The 17,658-nt window shown below is 53.0% G+C and carries 13 protein-coding genes, 1 pseudogene and 1 riboswitch; of the genes and pseudogenes, 4 read left to right on the forward strand and 10 right to left on the reverse strand.

Annotation, left to right across the window (positions count from 1 at the left end; genetic code table 11):
• Positions 1-84 precede the first annotated feature (84 nt).
• From ppdK to RC74_RS00240, 4 genes and pseudogenes are all read right to left on the reverse strand, one after another.
• The gene (ppdK, locus tag RC74_RS00225; RefSeq protein WP_082802144.1) at positions 85-2,676 is read right to left on the reverse strand and encodes a pyruvate, phosphate dikinase; all 2,592 of its coding nucleotides are present in this window, start codon (positions 2,674-2,676) and stop codon (positions 85-87) included.
• An 89-nt stretch (positions 2,677-2,765) separates the two neighbouring features.
• Positions 2,766-4,853 carry a glycine--tRNA ligase subunit beta gene (glyS, locus tag RC74_RS00230; RefSeq protein ID WP_039002577.1) on the reverse strand — a complete coding sequence of 696 codons (2,088 nt, stop codon included), beginning with the start codon at positions 4,851-4,853 and terminating at the stop codon, positions 2,766-2,768.
• Positions 4,854-4,856: 3 nt separating this feature from the next.
• Complete coding sequence (locus tag RC74_RS00235) at positions 4,857-5,390, reverse strand: DUF6446 family protein (RefSeq protein ID WP_179946751.1); 534 nt, start codon at positions 5,388-5,390, stop codon at positions 4,857-4,859.
• Positions 5,387-6,342, reverse strand: a pseudogene (locus RC74_RS00240) (glycine--tRNA ligase subunit alpha). The gene RC74_RS00235 and the pseudogene RC74_RS00240 overlap by 4 nt, the downstream one beginning before the upstream one ends.
• 142 nt (positions 6,343-6,484) lie before the next feature.
• Between RC74_RS00240 and RC74_RS00245 the strand changes: the two are divergent.
• On the forward strand, positions 6,485-8,260 hold the full coding sequence (locus RC74_RS00245) for a trypsin-like peptidase domain-containing protein (protein WP_039002579.1): 1,776 nt from the start codon (positions 6,485-6,487) through the stop codon (positions 8,258-8,260).
• Between the two features lie 73 nt (positions 8,261-8,333).
• On the opposite strand, the gene folE2 is transcribed toward RC74_RS00245, so the two are convergent.
• Both folE2 and metZ read right to left on the reverse strand, forming a co-directional pair.
• Positions 8,334-9,431 (reverse strand): GTP cyclohydrolase FolE2, encoded by a 1,098-nt coding sequence (folE2, locus tag RC74_RS00250; RefSeq protein WP_052274866.1) that lies wholly within the window; start codon positions 9,429-9,431, stop codon positions 8,334-8,336.
• A gap of 80 nt (positions 9,432-9,511) precedes the next feature.
• Entirely contained in the window at positions 9,512-10,693 is a 1,182-nt protein-coding gene (metZ, locus tag RC74_RS00255) for an O-succinylhomoserine sulfhydrylase (RefSeq protein ID WP_039002581.1), read from the reverse strand.
• Positions 10,694-10,764: 71 nt separating this feature from the next.
• A riboswitch (SAM riboswitch) is annotated at positions 10,765-10,843 on the reverse strand.
• 112 nt (positions 10,844-10,955) lie between these two features.
• On the opposite strand from metZ, the gene RC74_RS00260 reads away from it, so the two are divergent.
• Entirely contained in the window at positions 10,956-11,891 is a 936-nt protein-coding gene (locus RC74_RS00260; RefSeq protein ID WP_052274867.1) for an alpha/beta fold hydrolase, read from the forward strand.
• 28 nt (positions 11,892-11,919) lie between these two features.
• Positions 11,920-12,627 carry a glutathione S-transferase N-terminal domain-containing protein gene (locus tag RC74_RS00265; protein ID WP_039002583.1) on the forward strand — a complete coding sequence of 236 codons (708 nt, stop codon included), beginning with the start codon at positions 11,920-11,922 and terminating at the stop codon, positions 12,625-12,627.
• Positions 12,628-12,647: 20 nt separating this feature from the next.
• Here the strand turns inward: RC74_RS00265 and RC74_RS00270 are convergent, their stop codons facing one another.
• The 4 genes from RC74_RS00270 to RC74_RS00285 form a co-directional block, all read right to left on the reverse strand.
• Entirely contained in the window at positions 12,648-13,256 is a 609-nt protein-coding gene (locus RC74_RS00270) for an inner membrane-spanning protein YciB (RefSeq protein WP_039002584.1), read from the reverse strand.
• Between the two features lie 8 nt (positions 13,257-13,264).
• A complete protein-coding gene (locus tag RC74_RS00275) occupies positions 13,265-14,167 on the reverse strand; it encodes an EamA family transporter (RefSeq protein WP_039002585.1) in 903 nt (300 codons plus the stop codon).
• 1 nt (position 14,168) lies between these two features.
• Entirely contained in the window at positions 14,169-15,248 is a 1,080-nt protein-coding gene (ftsY, locus tag RC74_RS00280; protein ID WP_039002587.1) for a signal recognition particle-docking protein FtsY, read from the reverse strand.
• Between the two features lie 106 nt (positions 15,249-15,354).
• A complete protein-coding gene (locus tag RC74_RS00285; protein ID WP_236940000.1) occupies positions 15,355-17,034 on the reverse strand; it encodes an NAD(P)H-dependent oxidoreductase subunit E in 1,680 nt (559 codons plus the stop codon).
• Positions 17,035-17,238: 204 nt separating this feature from the next.
• On the opposite strand from RC74_RS00285, the gene RC74_RS00290 reads away from it, so the two are divergent.
• Positions 17,239-17,655, forward strand: a complete 417-nt coding sequence (locus RC74_RS00290; protein ID WP_039002588.1) for a hypothetical protein — start codon at positions 17,239-17,241, stop codon at positions 17,653-17,655.
• The last annotated feature ends 3 nt before the right edge of the window (positions 17,656-17,658 follow it).

Below are 17,658 nucleotides of genomic sequence, written 5' to 3' on the forward strand. Positions count from 1 at the left end.
CCCCAAATATGGAAACAACTGTCAGCAATCAGTTTCGCTCAAATTTATATAAATTAAAACAATATCTTAGCCAAAGAAACGCCCCTAGGACCGCCACTTGTCTGCAATCGCTAGCTGTGCAGCAGCGAGGCGCGCAACCGGAACGCGATAGGGTGAACACGACACATAATCGAATCCCGCACGCCGACAAAAGGCAATCGATTCTGGATTCCCACCGTGCTCGCCACAGATGCCCAGAACGATCTGAGGACGCGCAGCGCGGCCGCGTTCCGCACCGATTGTCAGGAGTTCGCCAACGCCGTCCGTGTCCAAAACATGGAAAGGGTCTTCGGCGTAAACACCCAGACGGACATAATCAAACATGAACCGTGCGGCGTCGTCCCGCGACAACCCATAGGTCATTTGTGTCAAATCGTTTGTTCCGAAACTTAAGAAATCGGTGTTTAGGGCGATATCCCCAGCGCGTAACGCTGCACGAGGGGTTTCGACCATCACGCCCAAGCGAAAGGTGAAATCCACGCCTTCCGTGAAGCGCACTGCCGCAGCCACGGAATCAATTCGTGATTTCACCAATTCCGCTTCTTTTTGCGCGGACACCAGCGGGATCATGATTTCAGGAACAACCGTATCCCCGCGTCGCGTCACTTCAACGGCGGCTTCGAAAATAGCGCGCGCTTGCATATCATAGATTTCGGGAATTGTGATCCCCAACCGAACGCCCCGCATCCCCAACATCGGATTGAACTCCGTCAAAGCTTCAATCCGCGCGGTCACCGTCGACAACGGCAAGTCCAATGCTTCTGCGAGTTCATGGATTCCTTCGCGTGTGGAAGGGAGGAATTCATGGAGTGGCGGATCAAAAAGGCGAATACAAACCGACTGTCCCTTCATGATCTCAAAAAGCTCTATGAAATCAGCGCGTTGCATAGGCATTAAGCGATCCAATGCTGCGCGTCGGTCTTCTGGCCCATTGGCGAAAATCATTTCACGCATCACCGTTAGCCGGTCGTCTTCAAAGAACATGTGCTCCGTTCGACACAACCCAATACCCTGAGCGGCAAATCTGCGGGCCGTTTTCGCATCTGAGGGGGTGTCTGCGTTGGCGCGCACATCGATATCACGGGCATCATCCGCCCAGTCGAGGAGGGTCGTAAAGGCGTCGTCCAAGGCGGCGTCGAGCAATTTTGGCTCCCCCGCCAGCACTTCCCCTAAAGAACCATCAACCGTGAGAAGATCGCCTTCGACAAAGCGGCGATTGTTGGGTGTGGTGAGTGTTTTATCCTTGGAATTTATCACAAGATCGAACGCACCAACGATACAAGGCAAACCCAATCCGCGTGCAATCACAGCCGCGTGGCTGGTCATCCCACCTTTTTCAGTCACAACAGCAACAGAAGCGTGCATGCCCCGAATATCTTCGGGGGAGGTTTCACGCCTGACGAGGATCACGGCATCCCCCTTTGCCGCAGCCGCTTGTGCCGCCGTCGCTGAAAACACGATCCGCCCTAGCGCCGCGCCGGGGCTGGCACCAATACCGCGCGCAAGGATGTCGCGCTCGGCAAGAGGATCCACATGAGGGTGCAAGAGTTCTGTCAGCGAATGTGGGTTGATCCGCATGATCGCTTCTTCACGCGCAATGACGTCATCACGCGCAAGATCAACGGCAATACGCAACGCGGCTCGGGCGCGCCGGTTAACCCGCACCGCATCCAGAATATGCAAAACACCGCCCTCAATCGTGAACTCGATTTGCATTTCTTCTCGCAAACTGCGCCGCGCCATTCCGCCCAATTCAACAAGGCGATCAAATTGCTCAGGCAACATATCTTGAAGCGAATCTCCTCGCGGGTCTTTGTTTAAAAACAACGCGTCCCTTTGAGCGCCAAGCGCATCACGGCCTTGGCTCTGGCATTTGTAGCGTCCTGTAATCTGCGGAAGGCCTGTTTCGCTGTCGACAAATTGAATAACGCCAGAGCCGCTGTTGTCATGACCAACACCCAGGGCCATTTCTTGCACGACCAACCCAAGACCCGCGTCCTCCGGAGCACCTTTTGCGCTGCGCAGAAGACGTGCGGTGGTTCCAGACCAAGCGCGCGCCATCGAACGGAGCACCTCGGCGAGCTGCTGGGCTGGGTCTTGCGGAAACTTCTCGTCCGTTTCATCCTCATAGGCGCGCAGAGCAGATTGCAAGGCGCTGTCCCCATCAGGGTCGTTCTTGTCAAAGGGTTGATCCTCAAACATGTCGGCATCAAGGCGTGCGACATGAACGGCATAAGCTTGAATAAAGCGCAAATAAAGGGCATTCGCGCTCGCTTTCCCTACCGACAATTCCATCTGTGCATGGCGTGCGTCATTCATTCCAATGTTCAAAACGGCGCGCGGACCGCCCCAATCGGGATCTTCGGAACTTGGCCGCACGGAAACAAGGGTACCGTCGCCAAAATCCCGCATCATGGCTGTGGTATCGGGTAATATTCCGGCTGCAATTCCGGCCACAGCATCAAAGGAAAGCGCAAGTGTGCGAGGAATTGGCATATCCAACCGCACCAGTCGCTGAAGACATTTGGCGCGCCCGCCGTGCCGTTTGGTCGCAATTGGCGCAGTTGTCGTGATCTGTGTGAACTCTAAAGTTTTCGCATTTTTCTGCACCGCAGCACTCCTTGTCTCCCAGACCATAACGTTTGAACGAAGGCTGGCAAGCTTTGACGTACCGTTTGCGGCTTAGGACGCCAAATTTGCGCCCTAAACCTGATTTCTTGCGATCTTCAACCTTCGATTTTACCCAAATCCGCAACCGTAAGACACAGCGTGCGAATACGATTTAGTAAATTCAAACGATTGCGCCGTGTGATCTGACTGTCGGTATTAATCTGAACCGAGTCGAAGAATGCATCAATCGGCGCTCGGAGCGCGGCCATGGCGCTCATTGCGCCCGCGAAATCTTCGGCCTCGATGGCCGGAGAGATCGCAGCCTCGCCAGTGTCTAGTGCTACAAATAACGCTTTCTCTTCGTCCGCTTGGGCATATTTCACATCCGCCCCATAGGAGTACTCCACACCATCTTTTTCTTCGGCTTGCGAGAGAATATTGTTGGCTCGCTTAAACCCTTGAAGAAGGTTTTCACCGTCATCCGTTTTCAAAAACGCAGCCAAGGCATCCGCGCGCTTCACAAGAAGTGTCAGATCATCATTCGCAGGCATCGCAAGACAGGCGTCGATCACATCAAAGCGAATACCTTGGTCCTTCAGGTATGTTTTCAAACGGTCATGGAAAAAAGCCAGTAGGTTTTCTGTCGGGGCGGCCTCACCTGAATTAAGCGCAAGTTCGTGACGTATAAATTGCGCGTCCGCAAAGCGTTCCAACGGCAAACGCACGTTGTTTTCCAAGACCAAACGGATCACACCAAGTGCGGCGCGGCGCAGGGCAAACGGATCTTTTGACCCCGTTGGTTTCTCATCTACCGCCCAAAACCCAGTTAAAGTGTCCAACTTATCGGCGAGGGCTATTGCCACAGAGACAGGCTCGCTTGGGACATCGTCACTGGGACCAAGGGGCGAGTAATGCGCTTCACAGGCATTCGCGACGGGCTGCGGATGTCCGGCTTCCTCGGCATAATAACGTCCCATAAGCCCTTGAAGTTCCGGAAATTCATAGACCATTTCACTCGAAAGATCGGCTTTGGTAACCTGTGCTGCAAGGGCTGTCATTTCGACATCAGCACCAACGACTGGCGCTAAATCCCGCGCGAGTGCTTCAATCCGGTCGATCCGGTCGGCCTGCGTTCCAAGCTTATTATGGAAGGTGACATTCGCGAGCGACTTCGTCCACGACGCCATGTCAGATTTGGCAATCCTCAGATCATTTTCCCAGAAGAATTTGGCATCCGAGAGCCGCGCGAACAGAACCTTTTGGTTCCCCGCGAGGATTGTTTTGCCGTTATCCGTGGTTTCTCGATTTGCCACGGTGACAAATTTCTCGATACGGTTTGTTTTTGGATTGCGCACAGAGAAGAACTTTTGGTGCTCTTTCATCGAGGTTTGCAGGACTTCAACGGGCAACCCGAGGAAGTCTTCGGCAATATCGCCCATCAGGACAACAGGCCATTCCACTAGCCCTGCGACCTCTGCCAACAATCCTTTGTCTTCAACGATTTCAAATCCCTGAGCAAAGGCCGCGTTGGTAGCATCGTTCCATATGTGGTCTGCGCGTTCTTCAGATGAGAGCACGACGTATGCCGATTTCAGCTTGCGTTGGTAATCGTCGAAATGGGCAATTTTGAGCGATTTTGGCGCCATAAAACGATGGCCGAATGTAACGTCTGACGCTTTGATGCCGTCGACATCCAATGATACGACTGTGGTGCCAGTTTCGTCACTCAAAATACAGAGTATAGAGTGCAACGGACGCACCCATTTTAGGCTCCCTGTTCCCCAGCGCATGGATTTTGGCCACGGAAAATTGCGGATTGCCGCTTCGAGCGTTTCCGCGACAATCTCAGCCGCAGGCCGCCCCGCCTTTTTGGTCACCGCGAAATAGACTTGGCCTTTTTTGTCATCGCGAATTTGCAGATCGTCCATCGTGAGCCCTGCGCCGCGCAGGAAGCCTTCGATTGCTTTTTCCGGCGCACCGACTTTCGGGCCTTTGCGCTCTTCAATGGTGTCGGGGCTCTCGGCGAGGAGGCCTTCGACGGATAGCGCGAGCCGTCGTGGCGTTGAGAAGGCCCCCGCTGACGCGTAGGTCAGGCCCGCGTCAACCAGCCCGTCCGTTACAAGCTTTTTCAAATCCGCCGCAGCGCGGGTTTGCATGCGTGCGGGAATTTCTTCGGAGAAGATTTCGATCAGTAGGTCGGCCATGATTTATTCTTTCTCAGAAGGGACTGGAGGACAGGATGCAGGGACAGGATCGCCGTTGAAAGCATGCTCGCCACAGGTGTTGATTTGGTGCCAGGCATAGGCGCGCCCATCGTCGTAGACGGCGATCACACGATCAATCCCATAAATGATATTTGCTTGGCCCAAATAGGCGGTCGCGGCGCCCGTTTCGATGTCGGCCCCAAGTTTGCGGGCGTCAAAGCAGGAAAACTGTTTGGGAGCTACCAGCGGTTCGGCTGCGGGATAGGTTTGGAATGTTTCTGTCATCATGGCATTCGACATGGGCGTTGTAAAACACGCGCGATATCGGATCGGGGAACTGTCGGCGTCTATACCCTCGAACCCGGCAATAAGCATAGGTTCGGGAGCTTGGGTGACGAGGTTGGTTATCTGGATATTGGCATTCTCGGACGAAGCCTCAACGGTTTCGTAAAAGCCATATTCCTGCAAATAATACATCGCACCGCCGGCGATCAATGCTGTAATCACGATTGCACCTGCAATGAGTTTCCCGATCATAATTGCGCCTGCTCTTGTGCAACCCAGCCACCGGCCTCGGTTTGCACAAAGGCGTCGGCACAAGCTTTGGACAAGGTCCGCACGCGTCCGATATAGGCCTGGCGTTCGGTTACCGAAATCACGCCGCGCGCATCGAGAAGGTTGAACAAGTGGCTGGCCTTAATCGCTTGATCATAGGCCGGATGCACCATGACAATGCGCTTGCCCGTTTTGGGATCAACATAGGGCTGATCCAAAATCGTTTTGCACTCGGCTTCCGCATCCAAGAAATGCTGCAAAAGCACATCTGTGTTGGCAATGTCAAAATTCCAGCGGCTGTACTCTTGCTCGGTTTGACGGAACACATCGCCATAACTCAAGGCTGTGGGCGACGCCGGATCATTATACGGCATGTCCATCACGTGATCGACGCCAAGAATATACATCGCCAAGCGTTCAAGACCATAGGTCAACTCGCCCGACACTGGGTGGCAATCATGGCCACCTACTTGCTGAAAATAGGTAAACTGACTGACTTCCATACCGTCACACCAAACTTCCCATCCAAGGCCCCATGCGCCAAGGGTTGGGCTTTCCCAATCGTCCTCAACAAAACGAATGTCATGGATTTCCATATCCACCCCGATGGCGGCGAGGGACCCAAGATAGAGTTCCTGAAGCTCGGGGGGCTTGGTTTAATCACGACTTGATACTGATAGTAATGTTGCAAGCGGTTTGGGTTTTCCCCATAGCGCCCATCAGTCGGGCGGCGCGACGGCTGAACATAGGCCGCGGCCCATGGCTTGCTGCCAAGCGAGCGCAACGTCGTGGCGGGGTGGAACGTTCCCGCGCCGACTTCCATGTCATAGGGTTGCAAAACGGCACAGCCCTGCTCCGCCCAATAGTTTTGCAAACGCAGGATGATCTCCTGAAAGCTTCTAGGTTTGGTTTTCGAGTTTGAAGCGGCGGACATGGCGGATCCTTATGAAAATTCCCGTTCCAAATACGCAACCCTTCGCGAAGGGTCAATTGCTTGCTCTTGCATTATTGGCTCGCAATGCGCAAAACAAGACAAATAGCGCAACAGATATCCAACAAAGGGAAACCCGACCGCCATGACTCATGCCCGGCCACTGGTTACAGCCATTTCAATATTTCTTATTTCGACCCTTCTCGTTTTTCTCGCGGTCCCAAATCAGGCACAGGCCCAAGAAAATACATGGATTCAGATTGAAGCCCATCCGACCCTGAACGAGGCACAGACACGTGTGCGCGCCTTTTCAGGTGCCTTTCCGAATGTGGGCGGGTTTCGGGTCAGCTCTGGCTGGTATGTAATTTCGATCGGCCCGTTTTCGGCAGCGGCTGCGGCGCAGGAACTTGAAAGATTGCAGCAGGAAAATTTGATCCCGAGGGACAGTTATTTGGCAGACAGCCGCAGCTATCAACAACAGTTTTGGCCCCTTGGAGGCACCACCCTTACTCAACCCACGACAACCGTTGAACCCACCACAAGCACCGAACTAACTCCGACCGAGCCCGTAGGCCAAATCATCACCCTTCCAGACGAAACCCCGGGTCAGGCGCGCGCAAATGAAAACGCCCTGTCACGTGAAGAAAAAATGGAACTTCAGGAAGCCATGCAATGGGAAGGCTTTTACACCAGTGCCATTGACGGCTCCTTTGGTGCCGGAACGCGGCGTGCGATGGCCGAATATCAAGCGGCGATGGGCTATGACACGACGGGTATCCTGACGACATACCAACGCGGCGAATTACGCGCGAAATTCAACGAAGTGTTCACAAATGCAGGGATGGAAAACTATAGCGACCCCAAAGCGGGAATTTCTATAGATCTGCCAATGGGTTTGGTCGAATTTGACGGCTACACCGCGCCTTTCGTTCACTTCGTGCCAAAAGGCGACAGTGGCGTTTCCGTTTCTCTGATCTCACAAAAAGGCGATCAAGCGACGTTGTTTGGCCTGTATGAAATCATGCAAACTCTTGAAATTGTTCCTTTAACAGGAGAGCGGGAGCGCAAGGATGCGAGCTTTATTTTGCGAGGCAACAATGCAAAAATCAACTCCTATACCTATGCTGCCTTGGAAAACGGTACAATTAAGGGCTTCACCCTCGTTTGGCCTGCTGGCGACAAGGCAAATATGAACCGCATCATCGGTGTGATGATGACAAGCCTCCTTTCGTTGGGCGACACGGCGCTTGATGACTTCGCTGGCACCGATCAAAACGAGCAGAAGATTGACCTCCTGTCTGGCCTCCAAATCCGCCAACCGATCCTGTCCCGTTCTGGTTTCTATCTGGACGCAACAGGCACAGTCTTGACCACGAGCGAGTTTGCGGGAACGTGCGCGAAACTGACATTGGATGACCTAACACTTGCTGACGTTATCTTGACTGACCCGGCTCTCGGCATTTCTATTTTGAAACCTGAGAAAAAACTGGCACCGCTTGGCTTCGCGACTTTCGCCAATGCCTCCCCCCGTTTGAAATCGGAAGTCGCCGTATCTGGTTATTCTTACGAGGGCGCTCTGGGGGCTCCGACAATGACGTTCGGCGCCTTAGCAGACGTTCGTGGCCTTGACGGAGAGGTGAACACCCAGCGTCTAGACCTTGTGTCCCTCTTGGGCGACGCAGGGGGCCCTGTGGTGAATGCCGGCGGAACGGTCATCGGCATGTTGCGCTCAACCGAAGTTAAGGACGGCCGCGCTTTGCCGGAAAACGTAAGTTTCTCGACCTCAGCGAATGCGATCCTCAAGGTTTTGGCTGACAACGGCATCGCCTCGACGACGTCCTCAGAAGGCGGAGCGCTCCACCCAGTGGACCTAACGGCACGCGCGTCTGACATGACCGTCTTAGTACGGTGCTGGAACTAAAGACTAAAATTCAACAGCTTAGGGCGCATCCAAAACTTTGGCTGCGCCCTTTTTTATTTCTGGGCCAGCGTCATCAGCCAACGTGGAATAACGTCGAAAACAGTTTCGGATCGAAGCTTTGGGCCGCAAAAGTTTGCCCTTCTGTCAGAACACTCACAGCATCATGGCTGTGAAGACTCTCTTGGTGGCTTGCCACGATTCGATAATCCAAAATGCGTTCATCGTTCTGAAGTTGCTCACTAAACAGACGCGCGGCATCTTCGACAAAAATCGGGTTGGCCGCGTTGAGTTCAGCAAAGGCCTGCTCATCCTCACGCTTCACCATCACTTGTGTTTCCGTCGGCACTGCTGCACGGCACAAATCAATCAAATCCTCAAACCAAAGACGTGGTTTTTCCGAGTTTAGCAAAACCGAAATACGGGCGACGGACCGCTGTGAATGTGGGGTAGCTAATTGATGGCGTGTTTGGCGCGCATGTTCGGAAAGTTCAAGTGAACAGGGGCAAGTGGACGAGTAAACATAGTCCAAATGTATGATTTTCACAACTTTACCGGCGGTCTCGACCAACTCTAATGCTATATTGTAATACTGATAACCTGCCAGTCCTGACCGCAAACTCTTATTCTTTACAGGAAAAGAAAACGCCATTTGAATGCGCGCGTCAAAACTCTCAAGATCGGTTTTGTAATCCGCGAGAGCGGCTTCAATAACGTCAAAACTGAAGACACTTTCCGCGTATTTGTAAAACGTGCGCATGATGCGCGACATGTTGATGCCTTTTTTACCAGCCTCTAGGCTGACCGTGCCTGTCACGGAGGTCTCTAGAGCCAGATCGCCGCCTGCGCGTGCCTGAAAGCGGATGGGGAGACGAAAATTCGAAATTCCCACGTGTTGAATGGGGCGCCGAGAGCCGCGAATGAGGCTTTCAGGGCCGTTCTGTAGATCAGGGAGCGTCGCACGATACGCGTCATCCGTTGTAAACTCCTCTGGATAAGCTCTTGCAAGCGCTGGGTAATTCTCCAACGCCCTCTCTGGAAGAAGCCGTCCAATCGCGGGGTCCAATTCGGCCACTTCTACTGGCGATACATGTGCGGCCCATTCCCTTAAGGTCTCGAGCGCAGCCTTCGCTTGATCGCGCGATAAAAGCGTTTTTTGCATGTCCGTATTCATTCCTTCCCCCCCCTTCAGGTAAAGCAACGTTACGCGGCTTTACCCAAGAGTTCCAACCCTATGCCGACAAAAATTGCGGCCTAAACGGCATCCAGTGCGTTCAAAATATCGGACAGCAAGTCATTGGTATCTTCAATGCCGATACTGACACGCACCAAACCTGGGGAAATTCCCAAAAGCACCTTTTGATCGTCCGGAAGACGTTGGTGGGTTGTGGTCGCCGGATGCGTCACAATGCTTTTCGCGTCACCTAGGTTATTAGAAATAATGCAGATTTCCAACGCGTTCAGGAATTTGAACGCGGCATCTTTTCCACCCTTCAGATCAATAGAAAGGACTGTGCCGCACTTCTCAAACTGCGCTTTGGCAATCGCTTGATGGGGATGGCTGTCTAAAAACGGGAACAATACACGCTCCAGTTTTTCGTGCCCTTCTAAGGCCTTGGCGATTACCTCTGCGGAATGAGCCTGTGCGCGGACCCGCAAATCCAAAGTCTCCAACCCTTTGAGCATGACCCAAGCGTTAAAGGGACTCATTGAGCCGCCGGTGTGTTTTAAGTAGGTTTCTAGCGGCCCACGGACGTAATCTTTTTTCCCAAGCACGACACCGCCAAGGCATCGGCCCTGACCGTCAATATGCTTAGTCGCAGAATACACGACGACATCCGCGCCGAATTCAATGGCGCGAGAGAACACAGGCGTCGCAAAAACATTATCCACGATGACGGTCGCCCCAACAGCATGGGCAATCTCGGCAACAGATTTAAGATCTACGACTTCTAGCGTCGGATTGCTCACGGATTCAAGGAACACGACGGTAGTGTCTTTCCGCACAGCGGCACGCCATTGCGCTAAATCCGCACCATCAACGAAGGTCACTTCCACCCCGAAACGGCGCAAAACTTCCTCGAGAATATAGAGACAGGAGCCAAAAAGCGCCCGCGAACTCACCACGTGATCGCCAGATTTGAGAATAGACATCAATGCGCCGTTTACGGCCGCCATACCACTTGCCGTTGCAAATGCGTCTTCTGCACCCTCGATGGCGGAGATACGATCTTCAAACATCCGAACGGTCGGATTGCCGTAGCGAGCATAAATAAACTCGTCGTCACCAACTTCTACAAAGCGGGCCTCGGCGGCCTCGGCGGAATCGTAAACGAAGCCTTGGGTCATAAAAATCGACTCGGAAACTTCACCGTATTGGCTGCGGCGGCTTCCAGCATGAACCATTTTCGTGCGCGCGTTCCAGTCTTTAGTCATTGTCTCAACCCTTTGTGCCTGTCTCCACTTACGTGAAAACACAAAAAAACCCCCTGCGCAAAAAGAAGCGAGGGGGTACGTCCCAGACCTCTTTAGCGGCATATTTAACGTGGCCCGCAATCAGGAGAACAAATCGCCACAGGACGCCTAAATAGGGGTCTGCGGCGCTTTCGTCAAGCCCGTCACGCAGTCGTAACGAGAAATTCATGCTCCTGTTATACGGTGGATTTATCCCAATGATAGACCACGACGCGAGGACGCTATGCCCGTTTTGCGAATAAACGCTCCGTTTGGAGCGGCTGACCCAGTGTGCGCAACGGCGTGCAAATCTGTCGAGAATATGCTCAAAGGCCCATCAACGGGCCCCATAACGATTATGCTGCATGGTTTTCGATATTCGCCATATGAAGAGAAGCATGATCCGCATGCCCAAATTTTTGCGTTAAGACCGCGTCATGAAAAACGAACCTGTATCTCTTGGCCCCATCACCTCGGATTTGGCAGAGCGACAAAGGAAGAGGGGCAATGCATCGCCTTTGGGTGGCATGCGCGCGGCACAATTTGGCAAGCTTACAAGCAAGCGATCCCTGCGGCAGATACGTTGGCTGCTGTGATTACTACTCTGCACCATCTTGCCCCCAACCGTAAAATCAACGTGATGGCACATTCCCTTGGGGCGCGTGTTCTCTTGGCTGCGCTTGCGAAACTCCCGGAAAATGCCCTAAATCGCATTGTCTTAATGGCTGGGGCTGAGCTAAGTTCCGTGGCCCAAATTGCGATGCAGACTCCAGCGGGCAAAAGTTGCGAAGTTCTGAACATTACCAGTCGCGAAAACGATTTCTACGATTTGCTGATTGAAACCGCCATTGCACCGCATCGCCCCTTTTCTCGTAGCTTGGGGCATGGCCTCTCCCCTGCCCGCGCGAATTGGCTGGACCTTCAACTTGACTGTGCAAACACCCTTGCCGCGTTGAGACGACAAGGGTTTCCGATTGCGCCTCCGCTCCGGCGTATCTGTCATTGGTCAACCTACCTTCGGCCTGGAATGTTTCCACTCTATCGCCAGTTTCTCCACGCGCCAGACAGTCTATCAATATCCGATTTATCCGCGGCTTGCGCGCGTTCGCAATCCCGTCGATGGTCTCGTCTCTTTACCCGCATTACCCGCACCCCCTTGCTATCTAGCCCCAAAAGATGATCATTGCTTCGAGAATAAGGAGCGAATGATGACAACCCCAATAGACCTATATTACTGGCCGACCCCAAATGGTTGGAAAATTTCAATCGCTCTCGAAGAGATGGACCTGCCCTACAAACTTCATCTGATTAATATTGGGGCAGGCGATCAATTCGCACCCGACTTCCTTAAAATTGCCCCAAATAACCGGATGCCCGCGATTGTCGATCCAGACGGGCCCGATGGTGCGCCCATTTCGATCTTTGAAAGTGGGGCAATTCTGCAATATCTTGCGCAGAAAACCGGACAGTTCGGGGGCGAGACTCCGCGTGAAAAAATCGCTGTAACCGAATGGCTTATGTGGCAAATGGGCGGCCTTGGCCCCATGGCAGGGCAAGCGCATCATTTTTTAAAATACGCGCCCGCAATGGAACCGCCAAATGATCTGCCCTATGCGAAAGACCGGTATCGCAATGAAACAGCACGTCTTTATGGCGTCTTGGATCGGCGTCTTGCAGAGAACGAATATGTTGCTGGCGACTTCTATTCCATCGCTGATATGTCGATTTGGGGCTGGGCCAGCCTTTGGGAAGGCCAGCAACAAACCTTAGAAGACAAACCACATTTCGCCCGTTGGCTGGACCAAGTCAGCGCGCGTAAAGGCGTCATCAAAGGTCGGGCATTGGCCGCTGAAAAGCGGTCAAATCTTCAAAGTGACAAAAAATCCCACGACCTTCTCTTCAAGAAAAAACCCTAGGCGTAGGCCTAGGGCGACCGTCATGTATCTTGATCTTCGACCGTTACCGCGTAGGTCTGCATGAGTTTGTTTTGAAACATAAAAAACACGAATACAGCAGCCGTGAGGCCGAAGGTTTTAAAATTCACCCACGCGTCCGTGCTCATCGTGCGCCAGACAAATTCATTCGTAATTGCGAGCGCCGCAAAGAAGGCAGTCAGCCGTTTCGTGAGGATCATCCAGCCTTCATCTTGCATAGGAAGGACTTCTTCCATGACCGAACGAAGGTAGCTTTTGCCCTGTAAAAGGCCGATCCCAAGAATACCGCCGAACAAAAGATAGATCATGGTGGGCTTCATTTTGAAAAAGCGTTCGTCGTTGAAATAAACGGACATTCCACCAAAAACCACGATCAAAACGGCTGTCATTAGCTGCATTTTTGACAGCTTGCCTGTCAGCCACCACAAAATCGCCGTCGAAGCCAAAATCAGGGGAATAAAAAGCGCCGTCGCAACTATGAACCCAGCGTATTCCACGCCGCCAATTGTGAAAAACTCATCCTTAATGCGGCCATAGAAAACGAAGAACAGGACGACTGGACCAAGCTCCAAGCCTAGCTTTACAAAGGGGTTTACCGTTTTTTCCGTCATCATTCTTCCTAACCGTTCATTTCAACAATGACTGCACCAACGGCAATCAATGACATAAGAATGAGCCGTCGCGGCCCAACCTTTTCCCCTAGCACCAGCCAGCCGATAAGGGCGGCAAATACTGTTGACGTCTCGCGCAAGACGGCAGCCTCGCCGACACTATCAAGCCGCGTCGCCATCATGATCGACCCAAAGCTAAAAAAGGCGACAAATGCCCCCAATATTCCGCGTTTCATCAAAGGCTTTAAACGCGGTTTCACCTGCATTTTTGAATAACGCCACGCAGCATAGGGCGGGATCGCAAGGCTATCAATAAAGAAAAACCACGCGAGAAAGGTGAATGGGTTGGCCGTTGCGCGAATTCCATAGGCGTCATAGGTCGTGTAAAGCGCGACAAACATTCCGGTGCCGGTCGCCATCAATAGCGCCGCTTTCAGGGTCTCGCGATTGGTCTCTAGATACATCAGATTGTAGAGCCCCAACCCAAAAATCCCGCATAACAAAACCACTACACCTATCCACTGACCGAACGCGAAATGTTCACCAAACACCAGCCCCGCCCCAAGAACCGTAAACAGCGGCCCCATCCCGCGCACCACCGGGTAAACCACTGTATAAGCACCCAAAACATAGGTTTGCGCCTGCATGGCCTTATACCCAATATGGATAACAAACATGCCGAAAAAAATGGGCCACATGTGTGGCTCGGGCCACGGAACGACAAACAATGCAAAGGGAGCAGCCATCACGCCGTAGTTAAAATCAATCGCCCCACGCGAAAGCCACGGATCGTGCTCACCCTTTTGAAGCGCACCGAAAATAGCATGTAAAACGGCAGCCAAAAGGGCCAGACCAAGGGCAACCCTATGCCCCATTTCGGTTCCCTCAAGGGAAATAAGCCATTCAGTCAACCTAAATATCCGCCCCAGTTAGGGCACGGGCAAACTCCTCGGGGTCAAATGCGGCAAGATCGTCGATTTGCTCTCCGACACCGATAGCATGAATCGGCAGCCCAAATTTATCGGCCAAAGCAACCAGAACACCGCCTTTTGCAGTACCGTCCAGTTTTGTCATCACAAGTCCCGAGACATCGGCGAGCTGTTGAAAGGTCCCCACTTGGTTCAAGGCATTTTGCCCTGTCGTCGCGTCAAGGACGAGGAGCGTATTATGGGGCGCTGTTGGGTCTTTCTTCTGAATAACCCGCACAATTTTCGCCAGTTCTTCCATGAGATCCGCACGGTTTTGCAAACGCCCAGCGGTGTCAATTAACAACAGATCGGCCCCATCGGCCTCTGCTTTGGTCATCGCGTCAAATGCGAGGCTCGCCGGGTCGCTCCCTTCGGGGGCCGTCAAGACTGGCACCCCTGCACGCTCGCCCCAAACCTGCAATTGCTCCACGGCCGCCGCGCGAAATGTGTCACCCGCAGCGATGACAACATTCATGCCCGCCGCTTTGAATTGGCTCGCTAATTTTCCAATGGTCGTGGTTTTGCCAGAGCCATTTACCCCAACGACCAAAACGACCTGTGGTTTTTTGGTATAAATCGGTAGCGGCTTGGCCACGGGTTCCATGATGCAGGTAATTTCATCCGCCAAAAGCGATTTTATCTCGGCACTTGAAAGCTTTTTGCCAAAGCGCCCTTCTGCCATGTTCGCGGTCACGCGCAGGGCCGTATCGACCCCCATATCCGCCGATATCAGCAATTCTTCCAACCGCTCAAGCATCTCGTCATCAAGTTCACGGCGCGGTATATTCTTTTCGCTTTCGCGTCCAAGAATACGCCCCATAAGACTTGGTTTGGCCGGTGCGCTCACGACGACTTCTTCGATTTTTGGTGCTGCAACCTCTTGGGGGCTTGCGGGTTGCACTTCTGGGGAAGCGACCACTTCGGGCTGCGCCTCAACGGTTTCGGCGACGATTGCATCCAAACCCTCGTCAAGTTTTGACGAAGATTTTACCAGACGGTTCTTGAGCTTTTTAAAAAACGACATTGAGCGGCCTCTTGGTGATCCTCTTCACCTAAGCCATTGCCCCGCCCTATGAAAGAGGGGAGCAGCGAAATCACACGTTCTTCACCTTTTTTACGTCCGTGAAACGCTAAATTTCGTTGGGGAAATGCTTCATCACAAGTCGGATCGGATTTGGCGCGGCTTGGCCCAAACCACAGATCGACGCATCGACCATCGTTTGGCAGAGTTCTTCTAGCAATGGTTGATCCCAATGATCCGCCTGCATCAACTTCACGGCCTTCTCACAGCCAACGCGACATGGCGTACATTGCCCGCAACTTTCGTCCTCAAAAAACCGCAACATATTGAGCGCGGCATCCCGCGGACGATCTTGATCCGAGAGAATAACAACTGCGGCGGATCCGATAAACGTTCCGTGCGGCTGAAGCGTGTCAAAATCAAGTGGAACGTCGTTTAAGTGCGCAGGAAGCAACCCCGACGACGGCCCGCCGGGTTGATACGCGTGGAAAATGTGGCCTTGTTTCATGCCGCCCGCCGCATAAATAATATCGGTTACGGTCGATCCTGCAGGCAAAAGGTAGACACCCGGTTTAGCGACCCGCCCCGAAACGGAGTAGTTGCGCAGCCCAACCCGCCCGTTATGCTCAACCCCCGAAAAAACCTCCGGCCCTTCACGCAGAATACGCGCCACCCAAGCGAGGGTTTCCACGTTGTGAACCAATGTGGGGCGGTTAAAAACCCCAACCTGCGCAACAAATGGCGGACGATGGCGTGGCAATCCGCGCTTGCCCTCAATGCTCTCGATCATCGCGCTTTCTTCACCACAGATATAGGCGCCAGCACCGCGACGAAGGTCAATATAACCCTCTTGAACAATCTTCTGCTCGACAAGTTTTGCGATTTCCCGCTTCAGGATTTCGCACGCCGCAGGATACTCATCCCGCAGATAAATAAAGGCTTTTTCCGCGCCAATGCTCCATGCGGCGATCAACATACCTTCTAGAAAAAGATGCGGTTCGGCTTCTAGGTGCACTCGGTCCTTAAACGTTCCAGGCTCCCCTTCGTCGCCATTCACAGCCAAATACTTGGTCCCCGTTTCCGCGAAGACAAACCCCCATTTCTTGCCTGACGGAAAGCCCGCGCCCCCTAGCCCACGCAATCCAGATTCAAAAACGGTTTCCGCCGTCGCCTCCGGGTCACCATTTTCATGCAACGCATGCAAAACGCGATATCCACCGCCAGAAACATAGGCGCCATAATCTTCATATTCGGGAATTTTAGTGTGGACATCACGCGCAGCCACAGCCGCCAAAACCTTCTCTGGCGTCGCATGATCAATGTGGTTGTGCCCGACCTCGGCGATCGGCGCCATGTCACAACGGCCCATACAGGGCGCGCGTAAAATCCGCACAGAGGCGGGATCACTGCCTGCCTTCAGGGCGCTCATCAATTGCTGCGCGCCCTCCATTTCACAGGACAGCGAATCGCAAACACGAATTGTCAGCGCAGGCGGAACGGCCTCGCCTTCGCGCACCACGTCAAAATGCGCGTAAAAACTCGCGACTTCTTGAACTTCCGCCATTGAGACGCGCATTTCTTCGGCCAACGCCCGCAAATGAGGTGCAGAAAGATGGCCATAAGCGTCTTGAATAAGATGTAGAAACTCAATCAGCAGATCGCGGCGACGCGGCATATCTGCCAAAAGTGTCCGAACCTCGCTCAAAGCAGCATCGTCCAATTGACGGCCCTTGGGCGTCGTGCGCCCCTTGCCCTTAGCGGACTTCCACACGCCTGTTTTTTGGTCCACGCCGCTCTCCCATATTATTGCCTCATCATAAGGCTCGATTGGACACGCACCACAACAAAAGCGACACAAAACACTTCGGAAACGTTGTGCTTTGTTTCACATCGGCGCGGATTAACTACGATTGTAATCAAATTGAATATTTCTGGAGGCCTTAAGTGTTTTCTGGCATAGTTCGCGCATCCGAATACCAAACTGGTGAATTGAATGTTGTTGCGTACCCTTGCCATTTTTGCCCTTGCTTCCTTACCACATCACGCCTTTGCGACGGATGTATTGGGTGGAGAAACCCTTGGGGCAGAAAGCTTCTCGTCCTACGTAACGGGCAAGACGTTGACCTATTCAAAAAACGGGCAAGTCTTTGGAGCCGAAGAGTATTTACCCGACAATCACGTGCGCTGGTCGTTTAATGATGGGCAATGCCAAGACGGTATTTGGTTCGCGCAAAATGATCAAATTTGCTTTATTTATGACGGCCAGACGGTGCCGCAATGTTGGTCGTTTTCAGTGGGGAGCATTGGTTTGATCGCGCATTATGAAAATGCGCCTACATCTGATGATCTTTATGAAACCGCGCGCAGTTCCGCCCCGCTGTATTGCAAGGGGCCGGACGTCGGCGTTTAAAGG

This window comes from Falsihalocynthiibacter arcticus (genome assembly GCF_000812665.2).
In the GTDB taxonomy this organism is placed as follows: Bacteria; Pseudomonadota; Alphaproteobacteria; order Rhodobacterales; family Rhodobacteraceae; genus Falsihalocynthiibacter; species Falsihalocynthiibacter arcticus.

What these genes read in the sequence shown, in the direction of transcription:
- ppdK (WP_082802144.1), bottom strand. Translation starts at nt 2,676, where the DNA reads ATGGTCTGGGAGACAAGGAGTGCTGCGGTGCAGAAAAATGCGAAAACT.
- glyS (WP_039002577.1), bottom strand. Translation starts at nt 4,853, where the DNA reads ATGGCCGACCTACTGATCGAAATCTTCTCCGAAGAAATTCCCGCACGC.
- RC74_RS00235 (WP_179946751.1), bottom strand. Translation starts at nt 5,390, where the DNA reads ATGATCGGGAAACTCATTGCAGGTGCAATCGTGATTACAGCATTGATC.
- RC74_RS00245 (WP_039002579.1), top strand. Translation starts at nt 6,485, where the DNA reads ATGACTCATGCCCGGCCACTGGTTACAGCCATTTCAATATTTCTTATT.
- folE2 (WP_052274866.1), bottom strand. Translation starts at nt 9,431, where the DNA reads ATGAATACGGACATGCAAAAAACGCTTTTATCGCGCGATCAAGCGAAG.
- metZ (WP_039002581.1), bottom strand. Translation starts at nt 10,693, where the DNA reads ATGACTAAAGACTGGAACGCGCGCACGAAAATGGTTCATGCTGGAAGC.
- RC74_RS00260 (WP_052274867.1), top strand. Translation starts at nt 10,956, where the DNA reads ATGCCCGTTTTGCGAATAAACGCTCCGTTTGGAGCGGCTGACCCAGTG.
- RC74_RS00265 (WP_039002583.1), top strand. Translation starts at nt 11,920, where the DNA reads ATGACAACCCCAATAGACCTATATTACTGGCCGACCCCAAATGGTTGG.
- RC74_RS00270 (WP_039002584.1), bottom strand. Translation starts at nt 13,256, where the DNA reads ATGACGGAAAAAACGGTAAACCCCTTTGTAAAGCTAGGCTTGGAGCTT.
- ftsY (WP_039002587.1), bottom strand. Translation starts at nt 15,248, where the DNA reads ATGTCGTTTTTTAAAAAGCTCAAGAACCGTCTGGTAAAATCTTCGTCA.
- RC74_RS00290 (WP_039002588.1), top strand. Translation starts at nt 17,239, where the DNA reads ATGTTGTTGCGTACCCTTGCCATTTTTGCCCTTGCTTCCTTACCACAT.